This is a genomic window from Carnobacterium divergens DSM 20623 (genome assembly GCF_000744255.1).
Taxonomy (GTDB): domain Bacteria; phylum Bacillota; class Bacilli; order Lactobacillales; family Carnobacteriaceae; genus Carnobacterium; species Carnobacterium divergens.
In genome coordinates this window covers 1,560,526-1,585,277 of sequence record NZ_JQLO01000001.1, presented here as the reverse complement: position 1 = coordinate 1,585,277, position 24,752 = coordinate 1,560,526, and the positions used below count along the sequence as shown (strand labels likewise).

General features: G+C 34.6%; 27 protein-coding genes. 25 read left to right on the top strand and 2 right to left on the bottom strand.

Features of this window, described 5'->3' with window-relative positions:
• Nucleotides 1-106 precede the first annotated feature (106 nt).
• From manA to BR52_RS07735, 4 genes are all read left to right on the top strand, one after another.
• The gene (gene manA / locus BR52_RS07750) at nt 107-1,069 is read left to right on the top strand and encodes a mannose-6-phosphate isomerase, class I (protein ID WP_034571112.1); all 963 of its coding nucleotides are present in this window, start codon (nt 107-109) and stop codon (nt 1,067-1,069) included.
• A 180-nt stretch (nt 1,070-1,249) separates the two neighbouring features.
• Nucleotides 1,250-1,900 carry a MarR family winged helix-turn-helix transcriptional regulator gene (locus BR52_RS12585; protein WP_051915668.1) on the top strand — a complete coding sequence of 217 codons (651 nt, stop codon included), beginning with the start codon at nt 1,250-1,252 and terminating at the stop codon, nt 1,898-1,900.
• Nucleotides 1,897-3,666: an ABC transporter ATP-binding protein gene (locus BR52_RS07740; protein ID WP_051915667.1), complete on the top strand. Its 1,770-nt coding sequence runs from the start codon at nt 1,897-1,899 to the stop codon at nt 3,664-3,666. The genes BR52_RS12585 and BR52_RS07740 overlap by 4 nt, the downstream gene beginning before the upstream one ends.
• A gap of 45 nt (nt 3,667-3,711) precedes the next feature.
• Nucleotides 3,712-4,317 carry a class I SAM-dependent DNA methyltransferase gene (locus BR52_RS07735; RefSeq protein WP_034571110.1) on the top strand — a complete coding sequence of 202 codons (606 nt, stop codon included), beginning with the start codon at nt 3,712-3,714 and terminating at the stop codon, nt 4,315-4,317.
• Nucleotides 4,318-4,355: 38 nt separating this feature from the next.
• Here BR52_RS07735 and BR52_RS07730 read toward each other — a convergent pair whose 3' ends face one another.
• Together BR52_RS07730 and BR52_RS07725 are read right to left on the bottom strand one after the other, a co-directional pair.
• Nucleotides 4,356-5,027: a type 1 glutamine amidotransferase gene (locus BR52_RS07730; RefSeq protein ID WP_034571107.1), complete on the bottom strand. Its 672-nt coding sequence runs from the start codon at nt 5,025-5,027 to the stop codon at nt 4,356-4,358.
• 1 nt (nt 5,028) lies between these two features.
• Nucleotides 5,029-6,378, bottom strand: coding sequence for a Mur ligase family protein (locus BR52_RS07725; RefSeq protein WP_034571105.1), 1,350 nt, complete (start codon nt 6,376-6,378; stop codon nt 5,029-5,031).
• Between the two features lie 252 nt (nt 6,379-6,630).
• On the opposite strand from BR52_RS07725, the gene BR52_RS07720 reads away from it, so the two are divergent.
• From BR52_RS07720 to BR52_RS12955, 21 genes are all read left to right on the top strand, one after another.
• Nucleotides 6,631-8,496, top strand: coding sequence for a hypothetical protein (locus tag BR52_RS07720; protein ID WP_034571103.1), 1,866 nt, complete (start codon nt 6,631-6,633; stop codon nt 8,494-8,496).
• A 164-nt stretch (nt 8,497-8,660) separates the two neighbouring features.
• Nucleotides 8,661-9,233, top strand: coding sequence for a thymidine kinase (locus tag BR52_RS07715; RefSeq protein WP_034571101.1), 573 nt, complete (start codon nt 8,661-8,663; stop codon nt 9,231-9,233).
• 29 nt (nt 9,234-9,262) lie between these two features.
• Nucleotides 9,263-10,339 carry a peptide chain release factor 1 gene (gene prfA / locus BR52_RS07710; protein ID WP_034571099.1) on the top strand — a complete coding sequence of 359 codons (1,077 nt, stop codon included), beginning with the start codon at nt 9,263-9,265 and terminating at the stop codon, nt 10,337-10,339.
• Nucleotides 10,329-11,180 (top strand): peptide chain release factor N(5)-glutamine methyltransferase, encoded by an 852-nt coding sequence (gene prmC, locus BR52_RS07705; RefSeq protein WP_051915666.1) that lies wholly within the window; start codon nt 10,329-10,331, stop codon nt 11,178-11,180. The genes prfA and prmC overlap by 11 nt, the downstream gene beginning before the upstream one ends.
• A gap of 24 nt (nt 11,181-11,204) precedes the next feature.
• A complete protein-coding gene (locus BR52_RS07700; protein ID WP_034571097.1) occupies nt 11,205-12,221 on the top strand; it encodes an L-threonylcarbamoyladenylate synthase in 1,017 nt (338 codons plus the stop codon).
• An 82-nt stretch (nt 12,222-12,303) separates the two neighbouring features.
• The gene (glyA, locus tag BR52_RS07695) at nt 12,304-13,545 is read left to right on the top strand and encodes a serine hydroxymethyltransferase (RefSeq protein ID WP_034571094.1); all 1,242 of its coding nucleotides are present in this window, start codon (nt 12,304-12,306) and stop codon (nt 13,543-13,545) included.
• Between the two features lie 149 nt (nt 13,546-13,694).
• Nucleotides 13,695-14,324: a uracil phosphoribosyltransferase gene (gene upp / locus BR52_RS07690; RefSeq protein WP_034571091.1), complete on the top strand. Its 630-nt coding sequence runs from the start codon at nt 13,695-13,697 to the stop codon at nt 14,322-14,324.
• A 188-nt stretch (nt 14,325-14,512) separates the two neighbouring features.
• Nucleotides 14,513-15,187, top strand: a complete 675-nt coding sequence (locus BR52_RS12580; RefSeq protein ID WP_051915665.1) for a DUF4176 domain-containing protein — start codon at nt 14,513-14,515, stop codon at nt 15,185-15,187.
• A complete protein-coding gene (locus BR52_RS07680; RefSeq protein WP_034571088.1) occupies nt 15,177-15,470 on the top strand; it encodes a hypothetical protein in 294 nt (97 codons plus the stop codon). The genes BR52_RS12580 and BR52_RS07680 overlap by 11 nt, the downstream gene beginning before the upstream one ends.
• Nucleotides 15,470-15,676 (top strand): hypothetical protein, encoded by a 207-nt coding sequence (locus tag BR52_RS07675; protein ID WP_034571086.1) that lies wholly within the window; start codon nt 15,470-15,472, stop codon nt 15,674-15,676. The genes BR52_RS07680 and BR52_RS07675 overlap by 1 nt, the downstream gene beginning before the upstream one ends.
• 12 nt (nt 15,677-15,688) lie before the next feature.
• Nucleotides 15,689-17,149: a deaminase domain-containing protein gene (locus BR52_RS13105; protein WP_236707165.1), complete on the top strand. Its 1,461-nt coding sequence runs from the start codon at nt 15,689-15,691 to the stop codon at nt 17,147-17,149.
• Between the two features lie 8 nt (nt 17,150-17,157).
• Nucleotides 17,158-17,535 carry a hypothetical protein gene (locus BR52_RS07665; protein WP_034571083.1) on the top strand — a complete coding sequence of 126 codons (378 nt, stop codon included), beginning with the start codon at nt 17,158-17,160 and terminating at the stop codon, nt 17,533-17,535.
• Nucleotides 17,536-17,904: 369 nt separating this feature from the next.
• Nucleotides 17,905-18,825 (top strand): TNT domain-containing protein, encoded by a 921-nt coding sequence (locus BR52_RS13100; protein WP_236707166.1) that lies wholly within the window; start codon nt 17,905-17,907, stop codon nt 18,823-18,825.
• A complete protein-coding gene (locus tag BR52_RS07655; RefSeq protein ID WP_034571080.1) occupies nt 18,826-19,176 on the top strand; it encodes an Imm59 family immunity protein in 351 nt (116 codons plus the stop codon).
• Nucleotides 19,177-19,599: 423 nt separating this feature from the next.
• Entirely contained in the window at nt 19,600-19,836 is a 237-nt protein-coding gene (locus BR52_RS12575; protein WP_236707167.1) for a hypothetical protein, read from the top strand.
• An 18-nt stretch (nt 19,837-19,854) separates the two neighbouring features.
• The gene (locus tag BR52_RS07645) at nt 19,855-20,367 is read left to right on the top strand and encodes a hypothetical protein (protein ID WP_034571077.1); all 513 of its coding nucleotides are present in this window, start codon (nt 19,855-19,857) and stop codon (nt 20,365-20,367) included.
• Between the two features lie 374 nt (nt 20,368-20,741).
• Nucleotides 20,742-21,662: a glycohydrolase toxin TNT-related protein gene (locus BR52_RS12715; protein WP_244266941.1), complete on the top strand. Its 921-nt coding sequence runs from the start codon at nt 20,742-20,744 to the stop codon at nt 21,660-21,662.
• On the top strand, nt 21,662-21,994 hold the full coding sequence (locus tag BR52_RS07635) for an Imm59 family immunity protein (RefSeq protein ID WP_051915663.1): 333 nt from the start codon (nt 21,662-21,664) through the stop codon (nt 21,992-21,994). The genes BR52_RS12715 and BR52_RS07635 overlap by 1 nt, the downstream gene beginning before the upstream one ends.
• Before the next feature lie 148 nt (nt 21,995-22,142).
• Nucleotides 22,143-22,667, top strand: coding sequence for a hypothetical protein (locus BR52_RS07630; RefSeq protein WP_081890713.1), 525 nt, complete (start codon nt 22,143-22,145; stop codon nt 22,665-22,667).
• Between the two features lie 30 nt (nt 22,668-22,697).
• The gene (locus tag BR52_RS12570) at nt 22,698-23,102 is read left to right on the top strand and encodes a hypothetical protein (RefSeq protein ID WP_051915662.1); all 405 of its coding nucleotides are present in this window, start codon (nt 22,698-22,700) and stop codon (nt 23,100-23,102) included.
• A 72-nt stretch (nt 23,103-23,174) separates the two neighbouring features.
• Complete coding sequence (locus BR52_RS12955; protein WP_201785262.1) at nt 23,175-23,390, top strand: hypothetical protein; 216 nt, start codon at nt 23,175-23,177, stop codon at nt 23,388-23,390.
• The last annotated feature ends 1,362 nt before the right edge of the window (nt 23,391-24,752 follow it).

Below are 24,752 nucleotides of genomic sequence, written 5' to 3'. Positions count from 1 at the left end.
GACTAGTCAAATTATTAAAAAAAACTTACAAAATGACTAATTTTCATAAAATCGTTTTCAAATATGGTAAACTAAAGAATGTAAAAAGTAGAGGAGGAACAAACACGTGAATGAACCATTATTTTTAGAAGCCGTTTTACAAGAGAAAATCTGGGGTGGAACAAAGTTAAAAGACGTTTTTGGGTATTCTTTGCAAAGCGATAAAGTTGGAGAATGCTGGGCGATCAGTGCACATCCCAATGGCCCAAGTATTGTTAAAAATGGCCCCTACAAAGGACTGACCTTAGCGGAGGTTTGGAGCCAACATAGTGATCTTTTTGGAAATGCTAAAGGGGATGTTTTCCCTTTATTAACTAAAATTTTAGATGCCAATGATGATTTATCTGTTCAAGTTCATCCAGACGATGCGTATGGGTTAAAGCATGAAGGCGAACTAGGTAAGACAGAATGCTGGTATGTAATTGATGCAGACGAAGGCGCTGAAATCATTTATGGGCATCATGCTAAAAGTAAAGAAGAATTGGAACAGATGATTGAGTCTGGACAATGGGATCAATTATTACGTCGTATTAAAGTCAATAAAGGCGATTTTTTCCATGTACCAAGTGGGACGATTCATGCAATTGGAGCAGGGATTATGATTCTTGAAACCCAACAAAGCAGTGATACCACTTACCGTGTCTATGATTATGATCGCAAAGACGATCAAGGTAAGCTACGGGAATTGCATATTCAACAATCCGTTGATGTAACGACGATTCCTCATATTGATCCAGTCTTGCATATTGAGACCAAAAATCATGAAAATGTTGAAGTAACGACTTATGTGGAATCGGATTTCTTCGATGTGTATGAGTGGGATATTACTGGAAAAGCTGATTTTACAGCAACTGCACCCTATACATTAGTGAGTGTTTTAGCAGGAGAAGGAAAGCTATCTTTAGTAGACGGCTCAAGTTATCCATTAACAAAAGGGGTTCATTTTATTTTACCGAATGGCATCAAACAGTGGAGTATTGATGGAAAATTACAAATTATTGCTTCAACTCCTGGGAAAGAAAATCGTTAAATTAAACGGTTAAGTAAGTTAAAGAGTAAGTAGAAAAATATTTCTACTTACTCTTTTTTTTATATAAATAAAAAATTAATAACTAGGTACCTAAATAGTTTGCTTTTTTATGTAAGAGGGTGTATGATGTTAATTGTTAGGTACCTACTTAAAGACGAAAAACTAATTGAGGTGTAAAATATGAGTGAATTATCAAAGACATTATTTAATAATTTTGAACAATTAATGAGACAAAACCACAGAATGATGGGATTTATGAGTATGAATCGTGGAGGTAAACATTTTTCAAGTCAGCAAAGAGTTCTAGGAATATTAAAGAAACATAACGGTGAAATGACGACTAGCCAATTAGCAGAAGAATTAGATATCCGTCCATCTTCTGTTTCTGAACTGATTAAAAAATTAGAAAAATCGGGTTTTGTTACTCGTAAAAAAGATGAAAAAGATAAACGCGTGACGTTGATTCATCTTACTGAGTCAGGTATAACAGCAAGCGAAGAAAAATCGGATAAAATCGGTGATTTTAGCGAGATTTTTTTCAATAGCTTAGATGAAGAAGAACAAGCAGAATTGAATCGATTACTAGAAAAATTATTAACCAATTCTAAAGATCAACGAGAAGAATGGTTTGAACACATGCAACAAAGAAGAAGAAGACCTGATTTTGGTGGGCGAGAAAGAAGAAGACATCCAGGACATTCTTTTTCAGACTTTGAAGATCAGCCTGATGGAATGGATCGTGTTGATTTCTTTCATCATCCGTCTGAATTTAAAAATGAAGAAGAGCGAAACGAATTTATGACTAAATTTTTTGGAGGAAAAGAGCAATGAGAGAAGTACCAGAAAGTGAAGAAGAAATAATTGTAACAAAGGGCGAACATTATTCGTGGAAAGCATTCTTTAAATTAATTCGCAATACACAGCCTAGAAAAAGTCTTCTGGTTTTTGGATTGATTTTAAGCACGATTACAACCTTAGCGGGATTAGCAGTTCCATTATTAACTAAAAACTTAATAGATGGCTTTAGTATGGCTAGCATTTCGGTAGGCCTGATTGCCTTAATTATCGGAGCCTTCATTTTTCAAGCCTTAATCAGTAGCATAGGCTCATTTATGTTAGGTTACGTTGGGGAAGAAATCGTAGCAAAATTAAGAAAACAAGTTTGGAATAAATTAATCACCTTAAAAGTTCAGTATTACGAAAATACCAAAACGGGGGAAACGGTAAGCCGATTGATTAACGATACAACAACCGTAAAAATGTTGGTAGCAGATCAATTTCCAAGCTTTATTACAAGTATCATCTCAATGGTGGGTGCCTTAATTATCTTAACGATTATGGATTGGCGTATGATGCTGATGATTTTTATTTCGGTACCTATTGTGATGCTAGTTCTAATGCCTGTAGGTCGCATGATGCATAAAATTGCCAAAAAATTGCAAAAAGAAACCGCTGCTTTCACTGGAATTACAAGTCAAACGTTATCTGAAATTCGTTTAGTAAAAGCTTCAAATGGAGAAACGGTTGAGAAAGAACACGGTGAAGACGGAATAAAAAAATTATTTAATATCGGAGTCTCAGAAGCTAAAGTTCAATCAGTGATTGGCCCAATTATGATTTTAGTGATGATGAGTATTTTTGTAGGGATTTTAACTTACGGAGCATTAAGAGTAGCAGATGGAAGCTTATCGAATGGAACCTTGATTGCCTTTTTACTTTATTTAGTTCAAATTATCGCTCCAGCTGCTCAATTTGCCCAATTTTTCTCACAACTACAAAAAACAAAAGGCTCAACAGAACGTCTTTCAGAAATTTTAGCAATGGAAGCAGAAGATTTTACTGTTGGCGAAGCTGTTGATGTGACGGGGAAAGAAATTAAAGTAGAGGATGTTTCGTTTGCTTATGATGAGGCACACCCTATTTTAAAAAATATTTCCTTTGTAGCAAAACCGAACACAGTAGTGGCCTTTGCAGGTCCAAGTGGTGGAGGGAAATCAACAATTTTTTCTTTATTGGAACGTTTCTATGAGCCACAAGCGGGTGAAATGTCAATTGGAAACCATAACTTGAAAGAAGTGTCGTTGTATTCATGGCGCTCTCAAATTGGCTATGTGGCGCAAGAAAGTGCCATTCTATCAGGAACAATACGGGATAACTTAGGCTATGGCATCAACAAAGCATTTTCTGACGAAGAATTATGGCACGTATTGGAACTCGCTTATGCTCGTCAATTCGTTTCAGAAATGCCACATGGATTAGACACAGAAGTTGGCGAACGAGGGGTTAAGCTATCTGGTGGGCAACGTCAACGGTTGGCGATTGCAAGAGCCTTTTTACGTGATCCTAAGATTTTGATGTTAGATGAAGCAACAGCTAGTTTAGATAGTGAATCAGAAGAAATGGTACAAAAAGCGTTGACAAACCTAATGAATGGAAGAACAACCTTGATTATTGCCCATCGCCTTTCAACTATTGTTCATGCAGATAAAATTTTATTTATTGAGCACGGTGAGGTAACCGGTGAAGGGACACATCAAGAATTAGTTGAAACACATGAATTATACCATCGATACGTTAAAGAACAATTTAAACAATAAATGAAATAAATCTAAAATAAATCAATTGTTTAACAGTGGTGTAAAATGGGAAATATTCACGTATTTGAAAAAATGGCGGCAAATTATGAAAATGAAGAGCGAATAAAAATTGCTAAAATAATTGCGGAAACCATTCAGAAACAGCTACCTAAAGGAAAAGAACAAACAGCAATTGATTACGGATGTGGAACGGGACTTGTAGGTATGGAGTTGTTAAGTGACTTTAAATCTATCCAATTTGTGGACGCTTCAAAAAACATGATTGCAATGGTTGAACAAAAAATCAACGACAAACACCTATCAAATGCAACGACCCTTTGTGTAGACGGTGAAGTAGATCCATCAGTTGCGTTACATGGAGATTGTATTTTTTTAGTTCAAGTCTTGCTCCATATTCCAACGATTGAAACGTTGCTTTCGAATTTGTATCGCGCCCTTAATGGAAATGGACAGTTGTTAATCATTGATTTTGATTATAATGAAGCAGTGGTTTCGGATAAAGTTCATTCAGGTTTTAAACAGCAGGAATTGATTCAAACAATGAAAAAAATCGGTTTTACAAATCTAAAAGCAAGAACATTTTATCATGGAAATCAGTTGTTTATGAATCAAGAGGCCTCTTTATTTATCCTAGAGGCGACTAAGAAATAATCAAAAAAGCATCTTACAATTTATGTAAGATGCTTTTTTTAATCCGCTAATTCAATCTCTGGATAGCGATTCTTCATTGCCGCTTTTAACACACGATCCGTTAAAACAGTATTTTTTACAAGCAATGGTCCGTGGAAATAAGAACAATAGGTTTGTTTATAAATCGCGCCTTCAGTTTGATCGTTTCCATTGTTTCCCTTGCCTTTTTGGACTATTCCTAACGGTTTTTCGTCTTTACCAAGGAAGGTCATACCATTATGATTTTCAAAACCAACATAGGTTTCACCAAATTCTTCATTTTTAATGACAATGTCCCCAATAAAGCGACTGTTGTCTTGGCTCAAAGTATAGTGATCTAACGCACCAATTCCATCGATTTTATTGCCACTGGCATCCATATAGTAATGACCAAGTAATTGATAGCCACCACAAATGGCAACCGTAACGCCGTCATTTTCGATATATTGAGTTAAGGCTTCTTTTTTATCTTGAATGTCTTTTGAAACAATTAATTGCTCATAATCTTGACCGCCACCAAAAAAGACGATGTCATATTTAGCTGGATCAAACGCTTCTTTTAAGCTGATAACTTCAATATCCAGTTGGATGCCTTTTTGTTTTGCCCGATGATTTAGCATCAAGAGGTTGCCATTATCTCCATAGGTGTTTAAAAGATTTCCATAGAGATGGCAGACTTTTAAGTTGTACATCTTACATCCCTTCCTTTACATGCCCTTGGTTGGCTAATTCTTTGCGTAATTGTAAAACAGCTGTATAAGTTGCTAACACGTAAATACGATTAGTCGGTGCATTTTTGAAGTCCTTAATCACGTCTTGTAAATTAGGAATAACCTTCAAGTCTTCTTTTGGAACACCTGCAACTTCTAAACGAATCGCAATATCTTCAACACGTTCACCACTAGCAGTTACTTGTTGAATGTTCATGTCTTGAATTTTTTCATAATTAGCATCCCAAATCCAACTAATGTCAATCCCATCTGCATAATTTGCATTGAGTACTGAAACGAGTGAAAAAGGCTCAGGATCTAGCGCAATCATTTCTAAAATTTGATTTAAGCCAACAGGATTTTTAACTAAATTGATAATGATTTCTTTATCGCCAACTTTGATACTTTCTTGTCGCCCGAAAACTTTTTCGGATAGTTCAAACCCCTTGCGGATATCTGCAGGAGGAACATCGAAAATGCGACCAATAGAGTAAGCAGATAATGCATTGTAAACATTATATAAGCCACCGACATTGATTTTAAACGTTTCACCCTCAATTTTAAATTCAGATGATTCATGATCGGTATGCACCATTTCAGTTAAACGATAAGCAAGTTCAGGACGTTTAAAGTCACAATTTGGACAATAATATTTCCCTAAATTACTGTAGGTTATAAATTTATAATGTAAAATATTTTGACAATGAGGACAAAGGACGCCATCTGTATTGAAATGAGCCATTTCTTCACCATCAGGCAAATGGTCAAAGCCAAAATAAACCCGAGGATTGACTGTTTCTACCGAATTAAAAATAGGCGCATCACCATTGCTCACAATGGTTGCATTTGGTGCAAGAGCTGCACCATCCGTCATCATCCGATAAATGGTATAAATTTCTCCAAAACGATCCATTTGATCGCGAAAAACATTCGTAAATAGAATCGCCTTTGGCTTAATATACTTAGTTACATGAACTAAACTAGCTTCATCTACCTCTAAAACGGCAATTTTTTTATGTGTTGTCTTTTTAAAAGAGTGGTGGGTTAGAAAAGTCGAAATAATTCCCTGCTGCATATTTGCACCTGTTGGATTTGTAATAATATCTGGATATTTTTGTTTTAGAACTTGATAAGTAAGAGCTGTAGTTAATGTCTTTCCATTTGTTCCAGTCACAATCACAACTTCAAAATCTTTCGCTAATGCGCCAAGAACCGTTGGATCTAGTTTTTTTGTAATCACACCAGGTAGACTACTACCACCTTTAAAAAAGGTATGGAGTCCCCATCTTGTCGTTTTCCCCACCGTAATGGCAAAGCTGCTTCGTATACTCACACTTGTTCCCTCCAAAAAATACTTATGATAGTCTAACATATCATAGCATAGTTTTTTTGAATTTTTATTAAAAAAACTCAACATCCTCATGAGAAACTTAAAATTTAAACAAAATTAAATAGTTTCTAGTAATCACTTATTTATTTTTACCAAGAATAATAGTAAAAATAAGGAGTGTATTTTTTATGAAAATAAGTTAAAATAACAAGGTACGTTATTTAAATCATTATACAGAAAAAAGGGACGAGGACTATGTTGGAAGATATAAGTATAAGCATCAAGTGTTTTAATCGAGAAAGTGTGTTATTAAAAGATACCAGGGGTGGAGTAACTCTTTTAAAAGAAAGCGAACTAATTAAGGAAATTAATCAATATGTTACAACAAATATTAGTGAATTTAGCCATGAACAAATTATTGAAATCAGCAATCCAGAAACGGTAGCCGATTTAAAGAAGCAAGTGATCATAGAAGTACGCGGTGAAAATAGTTTGCTTCAAAATCAACAAGAAATTATAGCAGTCCTGACAAATTACCAACATAATTTTGAAAAAAATAATCCTTACATGCAAGTCTATCAAGCTTATATAGTGACTGAATCACATCGCATTCGGTTGTGTTTAAATTTTTTCTTAAAATTTATTTATCAATACGAACAATTCAGTAAAATTGAAATACGAGATGCATTAATGAAACAAGGCGTCGATGCAACGGGCAGTATTTTAGCCAATTGGAAAAAAATTGAAATTCAACGTCTTAGTCAAAATTTGACGGCTAGAGTTTCACCGCTGCCTCAATCAAGACCAGTTGAAAGCTACGTTCCAAGGCCAGGCCAATTAATTGACACGGCCAATCCGTTGATTCAAACAATCATCGAAAACGTAGAAAAGTTACGCCAACAAGTTTTAGCAATAGATACCCAACTTTCTACAGCAGACAATTTAGACGAAACGTTGGAGAGACAATTACAATCGAAACAAACAGAATTAGACAATATAGCAGCAATGATAGATTCTTTCACCAAAGAAAAAGAATCTTTGGAAAGTCATTACACAACAGTTGCCACAAAATTAAATCAATTAGAGCCGAAAATGAAGCAAGTTCAAGAAACTTCTCAATTGTTGCAAAATAAATTCAACCAAAACCACACCGTTGATCTTGAAAAAATTAAGCAACAATACAAACAACTCGAATTATATACAACTGAATTAGAAAAAAAGCAAAAACAACAACACTACATTGAGGAAAAAATCAATCAAATTGAACAACTAAATGAGCGAACAAAAGGACTAGTAGCGAAGTTTGAAAATAAAATAGTAGAATCATCTAATCAAACAGAAAAAGCCGTTGCTTTTTTAGAAAAAGAAAAACAATTACTAGCGAATTTTGCTCTAGTAGAGCGAAACTTAGCAAGTAAAACAGAAGCATTTGACTATGAAAAAAAAGAACTAACACTTTTTATTCAACAACTAAAGCATGAAAATCACTTGTTAAAAGACCAACTGCAACAAGCAAACGGAAGTAGTCAACCAGCCGTAGAACCTATTTTCGATAATGTTCATGAAAGCCTTCCTCAAAAAGTTGAGTTTGTAGATGTAAAAGAAGAAGATCAAGTTAGCCTGGATTTAATCAACGATCAAAAAGTAGTACAAACAAAATCCCTCATAAAAGAGTCAATTTCTGAAGAGAGAGATATCTACTTAAGTCGAAGCAGAAAAATAGATAATGCAAAAAAATTAACAAAACCCAAATTAACCTTGAAAGAGTACAATGATATCTATCAAAAAGTTCGTTATTTAGAACACACATGGATGATTTATTTAGATTACTTAGTAAGACTTGAATCAGATCCAGACGCGTTTCATTTAAGTCAGTTAACACCATCAGAACAACGCTTAAAAAAAAGAATCAATCGTCATTTGATCGAAGAATTTATTCGCTCCAATCAAATTTCTACAATGAAAGAAGAAATTGAACTGCGAAAACGCAACTTCTTTAAAAATCCGAAAATTAATTTAACCGCCAAAAAATACCGCGAGCTTCTTCAAGTTGTTGAAAATTATGAAGTAATGGACTACTTAAATCAGGTTTTAAGAAAAATTTATGAAACAACTAAATAATCATTTACTCGTTTGAAGAACCTTTAGACAGATTCAATCTGTTTAAAGGTTTTTCCGTTTGAGGTTATTTGAAAAAGCTTTTATAAATAAAAGATGAAATCTTCACCATTTTACAGTATAATGCTAGATGGATTCCTATAGAAAGAAAAGGGTGGAAAATAAGCATGGCACAACTTTTTTTTAAGTATGGCGCAATGAACAGTGGCAAGACGATTGAGATTTTAAAAGTAGCGCATAACTATGAAGAACAAAATAAACCCGTTGTCATTATGACTAGCGGAATAGATGATCGGGATGAAGTTGGCATCGTTTCAAGCCGAATTGGCCTTCGTAGAGAAGCTATCCCTATCTTTGACAATACAAACATTCTAAACGAAATTGAAACAATTGGCTTTAAACCAGCCTGCGTACTGATTGATGAATCTCAATTTTTAACCAAAAAACACGTCCATGAGCTTGCGAATATTGTCGATCAATTAGATATTCCAGTCATGGCATTTGGCTTGAAAAATGATTTTAGAAATGAACTGTTTGAAGGCTCACAATATCTATTGATTTATGCAGATAAAATCGAAGAAATGAAAACGATTTGTTGGTATTGTCATAAAAAAGCCATTATGAACATGAGAATGGTTGATGGAAAACCTGTTTATACTGGCGAACAGATTCAAATTGGCGGAAACGAAGCCTACTTTCCCGTTTGTCGAAAGCACTATCACCACCCACCAATCAATTAAAGAAAACTTAAAAGGAGTGTTACCACACAATGTTTGATAAATTACAAGGCGTTGAAGGTCGCTATGAAGAACTTGGCGAATTATTAAGCGATCCAGAAGTTATTAGTGATACAAAACGCTTAATGGCATTAACAAAAGAAGAATCACAATTACGCGAAACTGTTGAAGTTTACCGTCGTTATAAAGTAGTTGTAAACGATATTGCCGATACAGAAGAAATGCTAGGAGAAAATCTAGATTCAGATATGGCTGAAATGGCCAAAGAAGAATTGTCTGATTTAAAAAAAGAAAAAGAACAAATTGAAGAAAAAATCAAAATTTTACTATTGCCAAAAGACGAAAATGACGATAAAAATATTATCATGGAAATTCGTGGCGCAGCTGGTGGCGATGAAGCAGCCTTATTTGCAGGAGATTTATTTGGAATGTACCAAAAATATGCAGAAGGCCAAGGCTGGAAAACCGAAGTGCTGGAAGCGAATATCACAGGAATCGGTGGTTATAAAGAGATTATCTTTATGATTTCAGGCAGCAACGTCTTTTCAAAATTAAAATATGAAAGTGGTGCTCACCGAGTTCAACGTGTTCCATCAACGGAGTCACAAGGACGAATCCACACCTCAACGGCAACTGTTGTGGTGATGCCAGAAGCAGAAGAAGTTGAATTGGATATAGCCGATAAAGACATTCGTACAGATATCTATCACGCAAGTGGAGCGGGTGGGCAACATGTCAATAAAACTGCTTCAGCAGTACGTTTAACTCACTTGCCAACGGGAATTGCAGTTGCGATGCAGGACGAGCGGTCACAAATTAAAAATAGAGAAAAAGCGATGAAAATTTTGCGTGCACGTGTATACGATATGTTGCAAACAGAAGCTCAAAGTGAGTATGATGCCAACCGCAAGTCAGCGATTGGTACTGGGGACCGTTCCGAACGTATCCGAACGTATAATTTCCCACAAAACCGAGTAACTGATCACCGTATTGGGCTGACAATTCAAAAATTAGATCAAATTTTAGCAGGAAAGCTAGATGAAGTGATTGATGCATTAGTGGTCTTTGATCAAACCGAAAAACTGGAGCAAATGAAAAATGGCAATTAACCAAACTTATCAGGAAGTCCTTCATTGGGCTTCTTCTTTTTTAGAAGAGCATCAGCTAGATGGACGAGCAAGCGAACGCCTGTTGCTAGAACGATTAAACTGGAATAAAACGGACTTAATTCTTGCTTTCAAAACTGAAATTTCAACTGAAATAAAAAAACAACTTGAAAAAGATATGGATGCTCTCATTAATGGCGAGGCTCTGCAACATATTTTAGGCTACGAATGGTTTTATGATCGCCAATTTAAAGTGACAAAAGATACATTGATTCCTCGCCCTGAAACAGAAGAAATTATCGAAAAATTTTTAAAAATGAATGAGCCTGAAAAAGAACGTTTAGCAGTCTTAGATATCGGAACAGGAAGTGGAGCAATTGCCATTACTGTCAAAAAAGAACGTCCGCAAGATTGTGTAACAGCCGTTGATATTTCAAAAAAAGCCTTACTTGTTGCAAAAGAAAACGCGAAACTACTTGAAGCAGAGGTGCTCTTTTTAGAGGGAGATTTAACGGAACCTGTTGCAAAAAAACAATTTGATGTCGTTATTTCAAATCCTCCCTATATTTCAGAAGAGGAGAAACCATTAGTTGATGAAGTCGTCTTAACAAATGAGCCACATTTAGCACTATTTGCCAAAGAAAACGGGTTAGCTATTTACCAACGATTAGCAAAAGAATTGCCTCCTTTAATGAAACCAAAAGGTCAAATTATAGTAGAAATCGGGTTTAAACAAGGAAAAGCTGTCGCTGCTCTATTCCAAGAAGCTTTCCCCGCAAGTCACGTAACAATCGAAAAAGACTTAACTGGGCATGATCGCATGATTTTTGTCCAATTGCCTTAATTTATTTAGAAAGAAGGAGTTTAAATGAAAACTCAACGATTTCAAAAAAATCAGATTTCAAACGCTGCCGACTTATTAAAAGCAGGAGAATTAGTCGCTTTTCCAACGGAAACCGTCTATGGCTTAGGCGCAGATGCGATGAACGAAAAAGCTGTACAGCAAGTTTATCTAGCAAAAGGACGTCCTAGTGACAATCCCTTAATCGTTCATATCGCTGAAAAAAAAGAGTTGAATGATTTAGTTGAAGAAGTTCCAACAATTGCACAACAGCTGATGAACTGTTTTTGGCCAGGTCCATTGACGTTAATTTTCAATGCAAAAGAGGGCGTTTTTGCACCTACGGTAACAGCCGGTTTAACAAGTGTTGCAATCCGCATGCCAAATAATTCTGCAACTCTTGAGTTGATAAAAAAAGCAAATACCCCCTTAGTGGGTCCAAGTGCCAATACTTCTGGTCGCCCAAGCCCTACCACTAGTGAACATGTTTACCACGATTTAAATGGGAAAATTGCTGGGATTTTAGAAGATGGACAAACTGGGCTAGGCTTAGAGTCAACTGTTTTAGATATCACAAATCCTGAACAACCTATGATTTTACGACCAGGAGGCATCACTAAAGAGGAGATAGAAAAGGTAATTGGCTCAATCTCTATTGATCAACATTTAGTTGGAGAAAAAGAAACACCAAAAGCTCCTGGCATGAAATACACACACTATTCTCCAGCAGAACCAGTCATCATTGTAGATGGCGATAACCCAAAATGGCAAGAAGCAATTAACCATTACCTTGCATTGGGCGAAAAAGTGGGATTATTAGCAAATGAAGAACGCATTTCCTATTTTCAAAATCAAGTAAGTGCTGTTTTTTCTTTGGGTGAAAAAACGAACATTAAAGATGCTTCTCACTATCTATATGCGGGTTTGCGTTTTTTTGAAAATACAGATGCAACGGTCATTTTAGCGGAAGCTTATCCTAGTAACGATTTTGGTGAAGCTTATATGAACCGATTAGAAAAATCTGCTGGAAAAAAATATTTTTAACGAACTTTTAAAGCAAAAAGTGAGAAATCTCATAAAAAAAATGCTATACTAAAGACAACTTAAAAGGGATGGAGTGTTGAAGTTGAATTTTGAAGAATTTGATCGTGAATTATGGGGCGCAATTGATCAAGAACGTGATCGTCAAGAACACAATATTGAGTTGATTGCTTCAGAAAACTTTGTTTCTAAAGCCGTTATGGCAGCACAAGGAAGTATTTTAACCAATAAGTATGCAGAAGGTTATCCTGGCAAAAGATATTACGGTGGCTGTGAGTACATAGATATCGTAGAAAATTTAGCAATAGATCGAGTAAAAGAGCTATTCGGTGCAGAATACGCAAATGTTCAACCACACTCAGGTTCACAAGCGAATATGGCTGTGTTTAATGCCTTTCTAGAACCAGGAGATACTATTTTAGGGATGGATTTGACCCATGGTGGGCATTTAACCCATGGTTCACCTGTTAACTTTAGCGGAAAAACCTATCACTTTATTGCTTACGGCGTCGACAAAGAAACGGAAATGATCGATTACGAAGAAGTTAAAAAGAAAGCCCTTGAAGGCAAACCAAAAATGATTATTGCCGGAGCAAGTGCCTACTCAAGAGCCATTGATTTCGCAAAATTCAAAGAAATCGCTGATGAAGTGGGTGCCTTTTTAATGGTCGACATGGCTCATATTGCTGGACTAGTAGCAACAGGAGATCATCAAAATCCAGTTCCTTACGCAGATGTGGTAACCTCAACCACTCATAAAACCTTACGTGGCCCTCGCGGCGGTTTGATTTTAGCCAAGGAACAATACGGAAAAGCCTTAAACAGTGCTATTTTCCCAGGAATTCAAGGTGGACCATTAGAACATGTGATTGCCGGAAAAGCAGTAGCCTTTAAAGAAGCAATGGAACCAAGCTTCAAAGCTTATACTACTCAGATCATTAAAAATGCTAAAGCAATGGAATCTGTTTTTAACGGCTCTGTGGGCCATTTGATTAGTCAAGGAACAGACAATCACTTATTGCTTTTAGATGTCACTAATTTTGGTTTAAACGGTAAAGAAGCCGAAGCCATTCTAGACAGCGTAGGCATTACTGTAAATAAGAATACCATTCCCTTCGAAACCTTAAGTCCATTTAAAACAAGCGGTATCCGAATTGGAACACCAGCCATTACAACACGAGGGTTCCTTGAAGAAGATTCAAAAGAAGTCGCTTCATTAATCGTAGCAGCCTTAACAGCTAAAGACGATACTAGTAAACTGGAAGAAATCAGTAAAGAGGTACGTGCCTTGACTGATCGCTATCCTCTTTACCCAACTGAAAAATAAAAGCCAAGACCATTCAGAGCCTCGTTTTTCTGAATGGTCTTTTTTTCAAAAAAAAACTCAAAAACACAAAGTTTTACTAGCTATATACAGTGATTTCAATTACAATAGAATTGTTTAAAAAAATTTTTAGAAAATGAGGGCTGAAAAAAATGGGTAAATTCCAAGTATTAGATCATCCGTTGATTCAACATAAGTTAACAATGATTCGCCAAACAAAAACAGGAACAAAAGTGTTTAGGGAAGTTGTTAATGAAATAGCTATGTTAATGGCTTACGAAGTTTCAAGAGATATGCCATTAGAAGATGTTGAAATCGAAACGCCTTTAGTAAAATCTGTTCAAAAACAATTATCTGGTAAAAAAGTTGCCATCGTTCCAATTTTAAGAGCCGGTCTTGGAATGGTTGACGGAATGCTTCAAATGATTCCAGCAGCTAAAGTTGGTCATATCGGGCTATACCGTGACCATGATTCATTAGAACCAGTTGAGTACTTTGTAAAACTTCCAAGTGATATTAATGAACGTCAAATGCTAGTAGTTGATCCAATGTTAGCAACAGGAGGATCTGCGATTATGGCAATTGATGCCTTAAAACGTCGTGGCGCAACAACCATTAAATTTGTTTGTCTAGTAGCAGCTCCAGAAGGCGTGAAAGCCTTACAAGAAGCTCATCCTGATGTGGATATCTACGTAGCCTCATTAGATGAAAAATTAGATGAAAACGGCTATATCGTTCCTGGATTAGGGGATGCTGGTGACCGTTTGTTTGGAACTAAATAAAACTTAATAATGTAATTCTAACCTCTACTTAACAATTGTTAAGTAGAGGTTTTTTGTTATATTACACTATGGTGAATAACATTCAAATTATTTAGAATGCTAAATAATAAAAAAACATTTAAAAATAAATAACGTTATGATAAAATAAATACATACCATAATAACTTAATAAGAAAGGAAAAAAACAATTGGAAAAAGAATTTTTATTTGAAACCTGTCTAAAAGAAGACGAAGACTTTCAAAAATACAATCAAAAAACACTTCTCACTTTTGGTAAACGAATTGGAAGACGATTAACAACCTATCAAAATCTATTCCATTTTTATCAAAAACAGCAAACCAATCATACGGAAAAATTTGGTACGTTTACTGTTGAAAAAAAAGAAAACGATTATTTATTAACTAATAACGCAATTACAGAATCTTTTAAAGATGAGGTCTTTTTTCGTTTTCTATCTTACATTGGTACTTATCTTTTAACGCCCCTTCCACTAGGCACGGTTGTCTCTTTAAAAAAAGAACATTTCAAGAAAATAATTGATATAACAGAAGAATCAGATATCTTAGTTGTAATCACCGATCGTTTTTTACTATTGGAAGATATAAATACCTTTATTCCTTATGGGGGTGTCTTATACCCAATGGGAGAGCTGGAGGAAGATGCAAAACTATATTTTGGAGCGGAACTAGTAGAGACTGTGATTCATGAGGGCTACACAACAATTGAAGAGGACGAATTTATTCAAGTGATGCGCAGAGAAGTGCTTTTACCATCTCGTTTTGTGCCAATGGGGTACGTTTCTAAAAGCATTGCAGCTGATTTGAAAGCAACTGTGAAAGGAAGTGCTACAAATGGCGGATAAAATTTTGTACGACACAGATGTACTTATACAAAATCGAGATCATTTAAAGGCTGATTCAGCTGTTTTTTCAGAGTACAACCAAAAATTTATCGAATCGATGGCCAATGCCCTTGATTCGTTTAACTCAGACTTTGCAACTGAAATGCAAAAGCAACTAAACAGTATGAAAGACACCAAAGCACCTACCCTACAAAAAAATTTAACAGGTTATATCAAAGCCTTAGATTTAGCTGTAACAACTATGAGGGAAGAAGATCAACGATTGGCAGGTGAAAAGAGCTAATGCGAGCAAGTCGAAGCCATTGTTTAAATTATGTTGAAACCCAACGAGATGCAATTGATGATTGTATCAAAGCGATCAAAAAAAACTTTTCAGAAATGGATTTTGAAAATGCCTATGAACGAGATACGATGGAAGAAATCACAAATCAAATGGTCCGTGTGTGTACACAGGCTAAATCTTCCCTTTCCGACTATACATTTTCTTAAGGAGGTGGGATAATGAAACGAGACATTCGCATTAATTACGGAACATTAGATGAATTAATCGGTAAGCTGAACAGCTATTTAACGGCACTGACAGATATTGAAAAAACAATTAAACAAAATCAACAAATGCTCGCCAGTCAAGACGGAGAAGCATTCATTGCATTAGAAGCAAGCCGCAAAAAGATTGAATCTCAATTAGCCGGTCAAAAAAAAGAAATTCAAACCCTGCATTCAATTTTTTCAAACTATGCAACAGATATGGAGACTTACATCCATCCAAACAATCGAGGTACGCAAGTTCGTGTGAGTCGCAACGACATTTGGTTTAACCTAAAACAAATTCAAAGCGCCACCTCCACCATCCAACAAACCTATCCAGGAATTCCTTTTGAATTCCACAATCCTTTAGAAACGGATAAGGACAAGGTTAAGCGCCAAAAAGCAAATGGAGCCACCGCACGTTCCATGCAAAAAGACATGATTCAGTACTTTACAAAAAACTTACTGCCGTTGTACGAAGAGATGGAAGCATTATACAAAAACAACGTGATTCCTTTTGAAAATACGGATGATGAGTACGTCAAAACAGCTAAAGAAAAAATGGAGACTTATCTGGATCCTGCCAAATTACTAGCAACTGCCCAAAAGCAAAATCGCGGAGCGGTTGTCAATTTTGTAAAAGGGATGTGGAGCTCTGTTAAGGGAGTTGCAGGATTAGCTAAAACAGCAGTTGAATATAGCGTAGCTGGAACGGCTTTTGTCTACGGGAAAGTTACTGGAAAAATGCCCAAGTGGGCAGAAAAGCGCATGGGAAATGCCAAAGAATTCGCAAAAAAAGTTTGGCAAGATCCCTTTAGTATCCTTGAAGGAATGGGACAAGGGCTATCCGATACTTATGAAAACGAAGGAGTTTCCTACTTAGCAGGAGCCTTTGTGGGTGATTATTTGATTGCTAAAGGTGCTACTAAAGCAGTGAAGGCGATGAAGAAGCCGAAGAGTGGGAAGGTTGGAAGTGAAGTAGGAGGTGGTAAGAAAGCGAGTGGACTTACCAAAGCACAAAAAGTTGAGAATTTCCAAAATAGGGTTGATAATATTAGAAACCAAATGCCAAATTCTAAGTTGAAAAATCAGGGGAATATGGCTGTTGCTGATGTTAAAATAAAGGATTTACCAGATGAGTTTATGGCACATAGTAAAATTCATGGTCCAAATAGTAAAGGCGCTGATTTAGGTAATTTTTCTCCTTCATCAGAAAATAGAATTTTTGAATCATACACCATAGATAAGTTTCCAAGATATAATGATACTGAGGTTAAAATTTTGGAAGATATAGCATCTAAAATTAAAGACCCAAATATTTCTGGTAAGATAGATTTGTTTACAGAATTACCAGCGTGTCAAAGCTGTACAAATGTCATATTAGAATTTAGGAAAAAGTTTCCAAATATAGAACTTAATATATTTACGAAGTAGGTGGAAAAATGAGCGAAATCAGTTATTTAGAAGCAAAAGAATTAACTTTAGAAGATTATGAAGATTTTATTGAAGATGAAGGGTTTAGTCCGAGTCAAGCAATAGCCGCAACTTTTGAAGACTCTGTATTAATGATGAAAAAAAGTCATAAAGTTTACGTATCAGTTATGATAAATCTTTCAATTTTAAGTTTAAAAGAAAATTTCATACCAGATTATCTATTAGAGAGACAAGAAAATCTATCTAAACTCGAAGGCTTAAACGAAGAGGAACAATCAGCCTATAATTGGGATATTAATGTTTTGAATCAATTATTAAGTAATCAAAATTTTGAGATTGATAAAGATGAAGAATACAGATTAAGAGTAAACATGCTGCTAGGGTAATACTCTAAATGAAAAAATTGGATTTTTAATCTGCTATTTTGCTAGATTCTGAGGGTGAAGTAGAAAAAGTATGGAAGAACAAATTCAAATGTTAAAGCAAACGGTGGGCATGTTATGCTGAAAAGGCTCAAGGGACAAACTAGGGTACTAGCTATTTCGTGAGTTCCTCAGGCACTAATAAAGGCACATGCCCAATAAAGAAAGTCAATAGCGACGTTAGGAGAGCCTAGCAGTCTATTGACTTTCTTTGTAGTGTCTATTGTAAAGGATTGAACTTTATTCATCCCTGTTTTTTTTTATGACCCAACCAAATTACTAGCAACTACCCAAAAGCAAAATCGCGGAGCGGTTGTCAATTTTGTAAAAGGGATGTGGAGCTCTGTTAAGAGAGTTGCAGGATTAGCTAAAACAGCAGTTGAATATAGCGTAGCTGGAACGGCTTTTATCTACGGGAAAGTTACTGGAAAAATGCCCAAGTGGGCAGAAAAGCGCATGGGAAATGCCAAAGAATTCGCAAAAAAAGTTTGGCAAGATCCCTTTAGTATCCTTGAAGGAATGGGACAAGGGCTATCCGATACTTATGAAAACGAAGGAGTTTCCTACTTAGCAGGAGCCTTTGTGGGTGATTATTTGATTGCTAAAGGTGCTACTAAAGCAGTGAAGGCGATGAAGAAGCCGAAGAGTGGGAAAGTTGGAAGTGAAGTAGGGAGTGGTAAGAAAGCGAGTGGAGTTACAGGTAAATTCAAACCCCAAAAAATAACTTTAGATAGTGGAGAAATTGCGTATAAAGCAAAAGATGGTACTTTAGTAAGGTCGCCAAATTATTTAGATGATATGGGAAATATAAAATGGCCTAAAGAGCAAGGATTTGTAACAGATGTTAATGGAAAAGCAATAATGAAGGATGCGAACATCAAAAAAGGACAAATTATTGATAGATATGGAGATTCTGGTGGAACTTTTACTAGTCCTTTAGAGAACGGAAAACCTTTGGTTTATGATACTAGAGGATTACCATATCCGGAAAGTGTAATGGATTATCATAAATATGAAGTTGTCAAAGATATTAATATAAAAAATATTCAGCAAGGATTTGATAATTTAAGTGTGTTAGATCAACAAAAATTAAGAAAGATAATGAGTGACTATAATTTCAATTTTGAAAATATGGCTAACCCTCAATCAGGAATAATATCTGAAGTTTTTGGTTCCGGTGGTGGAACACAAATCAAGTTTGGGACATCTGTTAGCTGGTATGAAAAATTAGGAATATTAAAGGAGATAAAGTAAATGACTAAAAAATTAGAACAGTATAGGACATTAATTGAAGAAGATATTAATCTATTAGGATATGAGAAATTAAGGTATTCAATATTTGCAGGAGAAGATATTAATGTGCAAGAGTATCAAGTTAGAATAGAGTTTGTTGATGGAAAATATGAAGTATATATGACAGCTGACCGAGCAAGCATTGCAGGAAAACATGTATTTAGTGATATTTTCGATGCAATTGATAAATTTCTTAATATTATGCAAGGGAGAATTTTAATAAACCGTATAAGTGTCAAAAATGAAGAGAATCCAGAGTATGATTGTTCTCTTTGGGGAAAAGAATGGCTTGAACAAGAAAATAAAAAATGAAGTATCTAACAAAAAAACTTGCTGAATCTATTGTACAAAAAATCAAATGATTTTTCTGAATGCTTCTTTGATGTACAATAATTTTAACTAGAAAATATAAAGTTATTGAAATGGTATTTGTGAGTGAACAATCATTAATACTGTTTTTTGTATATTAAATAAAAATTTGAAAAGTGAAAAAGTGTTTAAAATAATCAATCGAGAAATTAATCATCAAGACTGCTGTACGAAGAGATGGAAGCATTATACAAAAACAACGTGATTCCTTAGAGTGAGAAGGTTGGAAGTGAAGTAGGGAGTGGTAAGAAAGCCAGTGGGTCTACAGGTACAGTCTGGGATGATATTAAAGGTACACAACCTCCAAGAGAAGGAACTACTATTCCTAAATCGTTTGAAATAAATGCTAATGGGAAAAAGTTGTGGGTGAATCCAAATGGAACCAAGCACATGGTAGAATATTCAACTCGAAATCTATCTCATGGACAAAAACTTACCGAACAACAATTGTTAAGGAGTTTTCAAGGTGCTGTAGAGCAAGCTACCTCTACAGGGATAAAATTTAATACTAAAATAATAATAGGTAATTGGGAATTAATATTTAGTCCGGCTAGAGAAGCAGGACAATTACCAGTTATTAAACATGCTGTGTATCTACCTTAACTATGAAAGGAGTAAATAATGAAAATTAAAAGTTATGAAGATAAACTAGTCAAAGATGATATAGAAGTTGACTATTATGTCCCAATCACAGTATCATTTTCAGAAAATGATGATAAGTATAGCTTGGGAGAATTTTATTATTATAGATTCGTTAATGAACATGAATCATTTGTTGAGATTAAAATCAATTCTGTTACACAGAAAATTGTAGAAGTAGTATTCACATCCATCAATGATATTGAAGATTCTAATTTATTTATTGGAGAGTATACAGAAAAAAATCCAGTGCTCCAAACAGATATTTTTGATGAAAATTCGATTATAACTAAAGAATCTGGTTTTAAAATATCTAGGGAACACAAAAAATTATATTTTAAATTAGATAAAGAAAAGATAGATTCTGTTGTAAAAATGTCTAACCATGTATCTTTATTTCTAAATGAAGACAGTGAGATTATTGGCTTAGATTTTTCTAGCTTTTCAGATAATGAATGGGCAGAACTCAATGAAAGTATAAAATCTACCACTTGATTTAATTTTAAATGAGAAGAAGATAGGTTTTTCACCTGCTATTTTGCTAGATTCTGAGGGGGAGTAGAGAAGGTTTGAAAGAACAAATTCAAATGTTAAAGCAAACGGTGGTCATGTTATGCTGAAAAGGCTCGAGGAACAAGTCAAAGTGCTAGCTATTTAGTGAGTTCCTCGGGCACCAACAAACAGACATGCCCAATAAAGAAAGTCAATAGCGACGTTAGGAGAGCTTAGCGGTCTATTGACTTTCTTTATAGTGTTTATTGTAAAGGATTGGATTTTATTCATCCCTTTTTTGTATTTATAATCTAACCAAATTACTAGCAACTGCCCAAAAGCAAAATCGCGGAGCGGTTGTCAATTTTGTAAAAGGGATGTGGAGCTCTGTTAAGGGAGTTGCAGGATTAGCTAAAACAGCAGTTGAATATAGCGTAGCTGGAACGGCTTTTGTCTACGGAAAAGTTACTGGGAAAATTCCTAAGTGGGCAGAAAAGCGCATGGGAAATGCCAAAGAATTCGCAAAAAAAGTTTGGCAAGATCCCTTTAGTATCCTTGAAGGAATGGGACAAGGGCTATCCGATACTTATGAAAACGAAGGAATTTCCTATTTAGCAGGAGCCTTTGTGGGTGATTATTTGATTGCTAAAGGTGCTACTAAAGCAGTGAAGGCGATGAAGAAACCGAAGAGTGGGAAAGTTGGAAGTGAAGTAGAGGGTGGTAAGAAAGCGAGTGGGATTGATAAGGGGTTTAAACTTGAAAAAACAATTCTAGAAAATGGAGAGATTGCATATAAATCAGCGAGTGGAGAACTGGTACGTTCTTCTAAGTATTTGGACGAATTTGGAAATATTAAGTGGCCAGAAGCTGATGGATTTATAGTAGATAAATTTGGGAATGCGATTAAGTACGATGCTAATTTGAAAAAAGGACAAATTATTGATAGATATGGTAATACGGGAGGTCGCTTTACAAGTCCAGTAGATAATGGAAAACTACTAGATTATAATTCAAGAGGTCTTCCTTATCCAGAAAGTGCAAAAACATACCATCAGTATGAGTTTACTCAAGACATAAATATAAAAACAGTACGAAAAGCATATGATAATCTTCCTTCAAGTATTAGAGACGAGTTAGATGACGCAATGAAAAATTATGGTTTTAGTTTAGATGATATAGCTAATCCACAAAAAGGAACAATTGCTGAGGTATTCGGGTCAGGTGGAGGAACGCAAATAGAACTGGGAACTACAGTTAATTGGTATGAAAAATTAAGTTTAATAAAGGAGATTAAATGATGGATAAAACAGAATTAAATAGACAGCGATGGGAACTTGAGCAGGAGATTGAAACATTGGGATATCAAACGCTGAGATACTCTTTATTATATCCAGAAAAAGAACATCGAGAGGAATGGCAATGGCGTATTGAATATGAAAATGGAAAATATTTCATTTATGGGTTGGCAGATAGAGCTAGTATTTTAGGGCGTAAATTTGAGTTTGACAATTTTTCAATGGCAAAAACAGAGTTTATTAATCGTTTGGAATACATGGTTAGGAGTAATAGACGCAGAATTAAAAATGGTGAACTTCCTAATTATTCATCACCACTTTGGAATAAAGAATGAGAAAATTGATAAAAATTTAGTTTAGTAATCTTATACAATAAAGAAAACCAGCAATTTTTATTAATTGTTGGTTTTCTTGTTGAAATATTAATAATTTTTATATTCAAAAATTATATAGATAGGGGATTTTTATAGTATCCTTGAAGGAATGGGACAAGGGCTATCCGATACTTATGAAAACGAAGGAGTTTCCTACTTAGCAGGAGCCTTTGTGGGTGATTATTTGATTGCTAAAGTTGCTACTAAAGCAGTGAAGGCGATGAAGAAACCGAAGAGTGGGAAGGTTGGAAGTGAAGTAGGGGGTGGTAAGAAAGCCAGTGGGGCTAATAAGTTGTTAAAATCTGATTTATTAGATGAACTTTCTAAAAGTGGAGTGAAATATAGTCCTGATGATGTAGTCATGATAACAAAGAATACTTCAAAGGATTTATTATGGTTAGAGTATGGGAATAATAAAGCTGGACTAACTCATATTGAAATCCGTCATGCAGCAGATTTCTCCAAAAGAGGTATCAAAAACATTCCAGAATTCATTTATGATATGTTAAAAAAGGAACCAATAAGTATTGTAGAATCTTCAAGAGGAATGAATGCCATATATTTAATGAATGGTAAAAAATATTTAATTGCATATGGAAAAAATGGATTTATAGTTTCTGTTTATCCAATTTAAAAATTAGGTAGAAAAAGGGGTAGAAGGCGTATGTTTGAAGTAGTCAATATAGAAGAACGAATGATGGATAGAGATATTGAGTTGAAAAATATTGTTACTAATAAAGTGGAAAAATGTTTTGATAATTCTATAGGATATAGTGACGATAATAACTTTTCGTTTATGAAAATCGGACTAAAATATGAATGTAAGATTTTACTAATCGGAGATCAACCAAAAGAGGAGACTGATGATTCTACGAAATTCCTTTTAGCAGAAGACTTATTAGTAAAAGTTGGTCAAAGTAAATTTATTAAAGTTTATCTGAATGAGGATGAATATTATATCCTTAATGAAGGATTATCTATCAAAAAAGGTGATAAATACATTTTGTTTGATTTTTTTAGAAAAGATTTACTAGAAGTAGATGGGCATATATCTCCGATGCATACTTAGTAATGATAAAAGTAAGCCTATCTGAATAGTGAAGTGCTCTTCAAATGTATTTAAATAAAGAAAGGTGATGTTTTGATAGAAGAGATATTTCTAGGAAATGGTTTTGCAATAATAAAGAATAATGATGAGTATAAGATAGAATGGCCACAAGGACCATTTGATCAGGCTGTTTCTTATCGAATAACTAAAGAACTTGTAGAAAAAGCATTTAGATCATCTAATGATACGTATGAAGTAATGATATATGCTGAGACAGCTAGATGGCCATCTAGAAATACAGAAGATTAGGAAAAAAATTTAGAGAATATATAAAAAGTTTCCAGAGTCGCTAATTAAAGTACCTGATAATAAAGTTTTATTTTCAGAAGAGGAATTGAAGGAGTTACTTCCTTTAGGGGAGAAAAATTTATCAGAAGAATCTTAATTTAATAAAATAAAAAGGGCGCTTTACTATCTGGTTGGAATTGGATATGAAAGACTTGATTAGTAAGTAAAAATTCACTAATCAAGTTTTCAATAGCTAACAAAATCTAGTTGATATCCATTGTATAGAAATGGAATATTGAAAAAAATGATTTAATTTTATCATTTCTTTTTTTACATTTTATGTTGTCAGCTTTGTCCCAATAAAGAAAGTCAATAGCGACGTTAGGAGAGCTTAGCGGTCTATTGACTTTCTTTATAGTGTCTATTGTAAAGCAAATACTCACTAATCAAGTTGCCAATAGCTAACAAAAGCTAGCTGTATTAATTGTACAAAACTTCAAAGTACTTTTTTAGTCTTTTGAAATGCCGCTTTGATACAGAGTGATTTTAACTAGAAAATATCAAATTATTGAAACGGTATTAGTGAGTAAACAATCATTAATACCGCTTTTTCTTTTATGGAAATTTACATCCACCCAAATAATCGGAGCACGCAAGTTCGCGTGAGCCGCAATGTCATTTGGTTTAACCTAAAACAAATTCAAAGCGCTACCTCAACAAATCCTATGAGTTCCATAATTCTTTAGAAACGGATAAGAACAAGGTCAAGTGCGAAAAAGCAACATGAATAAATTAAGAGACAATGTCGTGACAATAGATTTAAAAAAATTATCGATCAAAAAAAGTTTGCACAAATTACTGAGCCTAGACTTTCCAGATTTTTATAGCGAAAACGAGGATGCCCTTTTGAGTGCGATTACAGGATTAGTCGAATTACAAAAAAATCATATTTATAAACTGGTCATATCTAAAGAATGTTTTTCCTAAAGAAGCTAAAAAATTTAAAGGGTTATTGATTGAATTTAATCAAGAATATACTAGTTTGAAAAAAGAAATACAGTATATTTAAGAAAATAATGTTCATCTATCACAAGTAAAACCAAATAAAAAATCCTTTGAAAAACAGTAAATTAAAACGCTACCAATAACAGCCTAGCTCAACCTACTGAATTTGTGAAAAACAGATTAAATAAAACCCATAAACAAATAGAGAGTTTCTAATAGAAAAAATAGATAATATTAATGAATTAACGTTGGTATCAAAGCTTTTTTTTGAAAAACAGAAATGTTTTTCAAAAAGCTTTGTATTTTAGAAAGAATGGTGGTATGATAGCAAATGTTAAAGAGTGAACTTGGAAAAATGATACCTTGATAAGCTGTGAA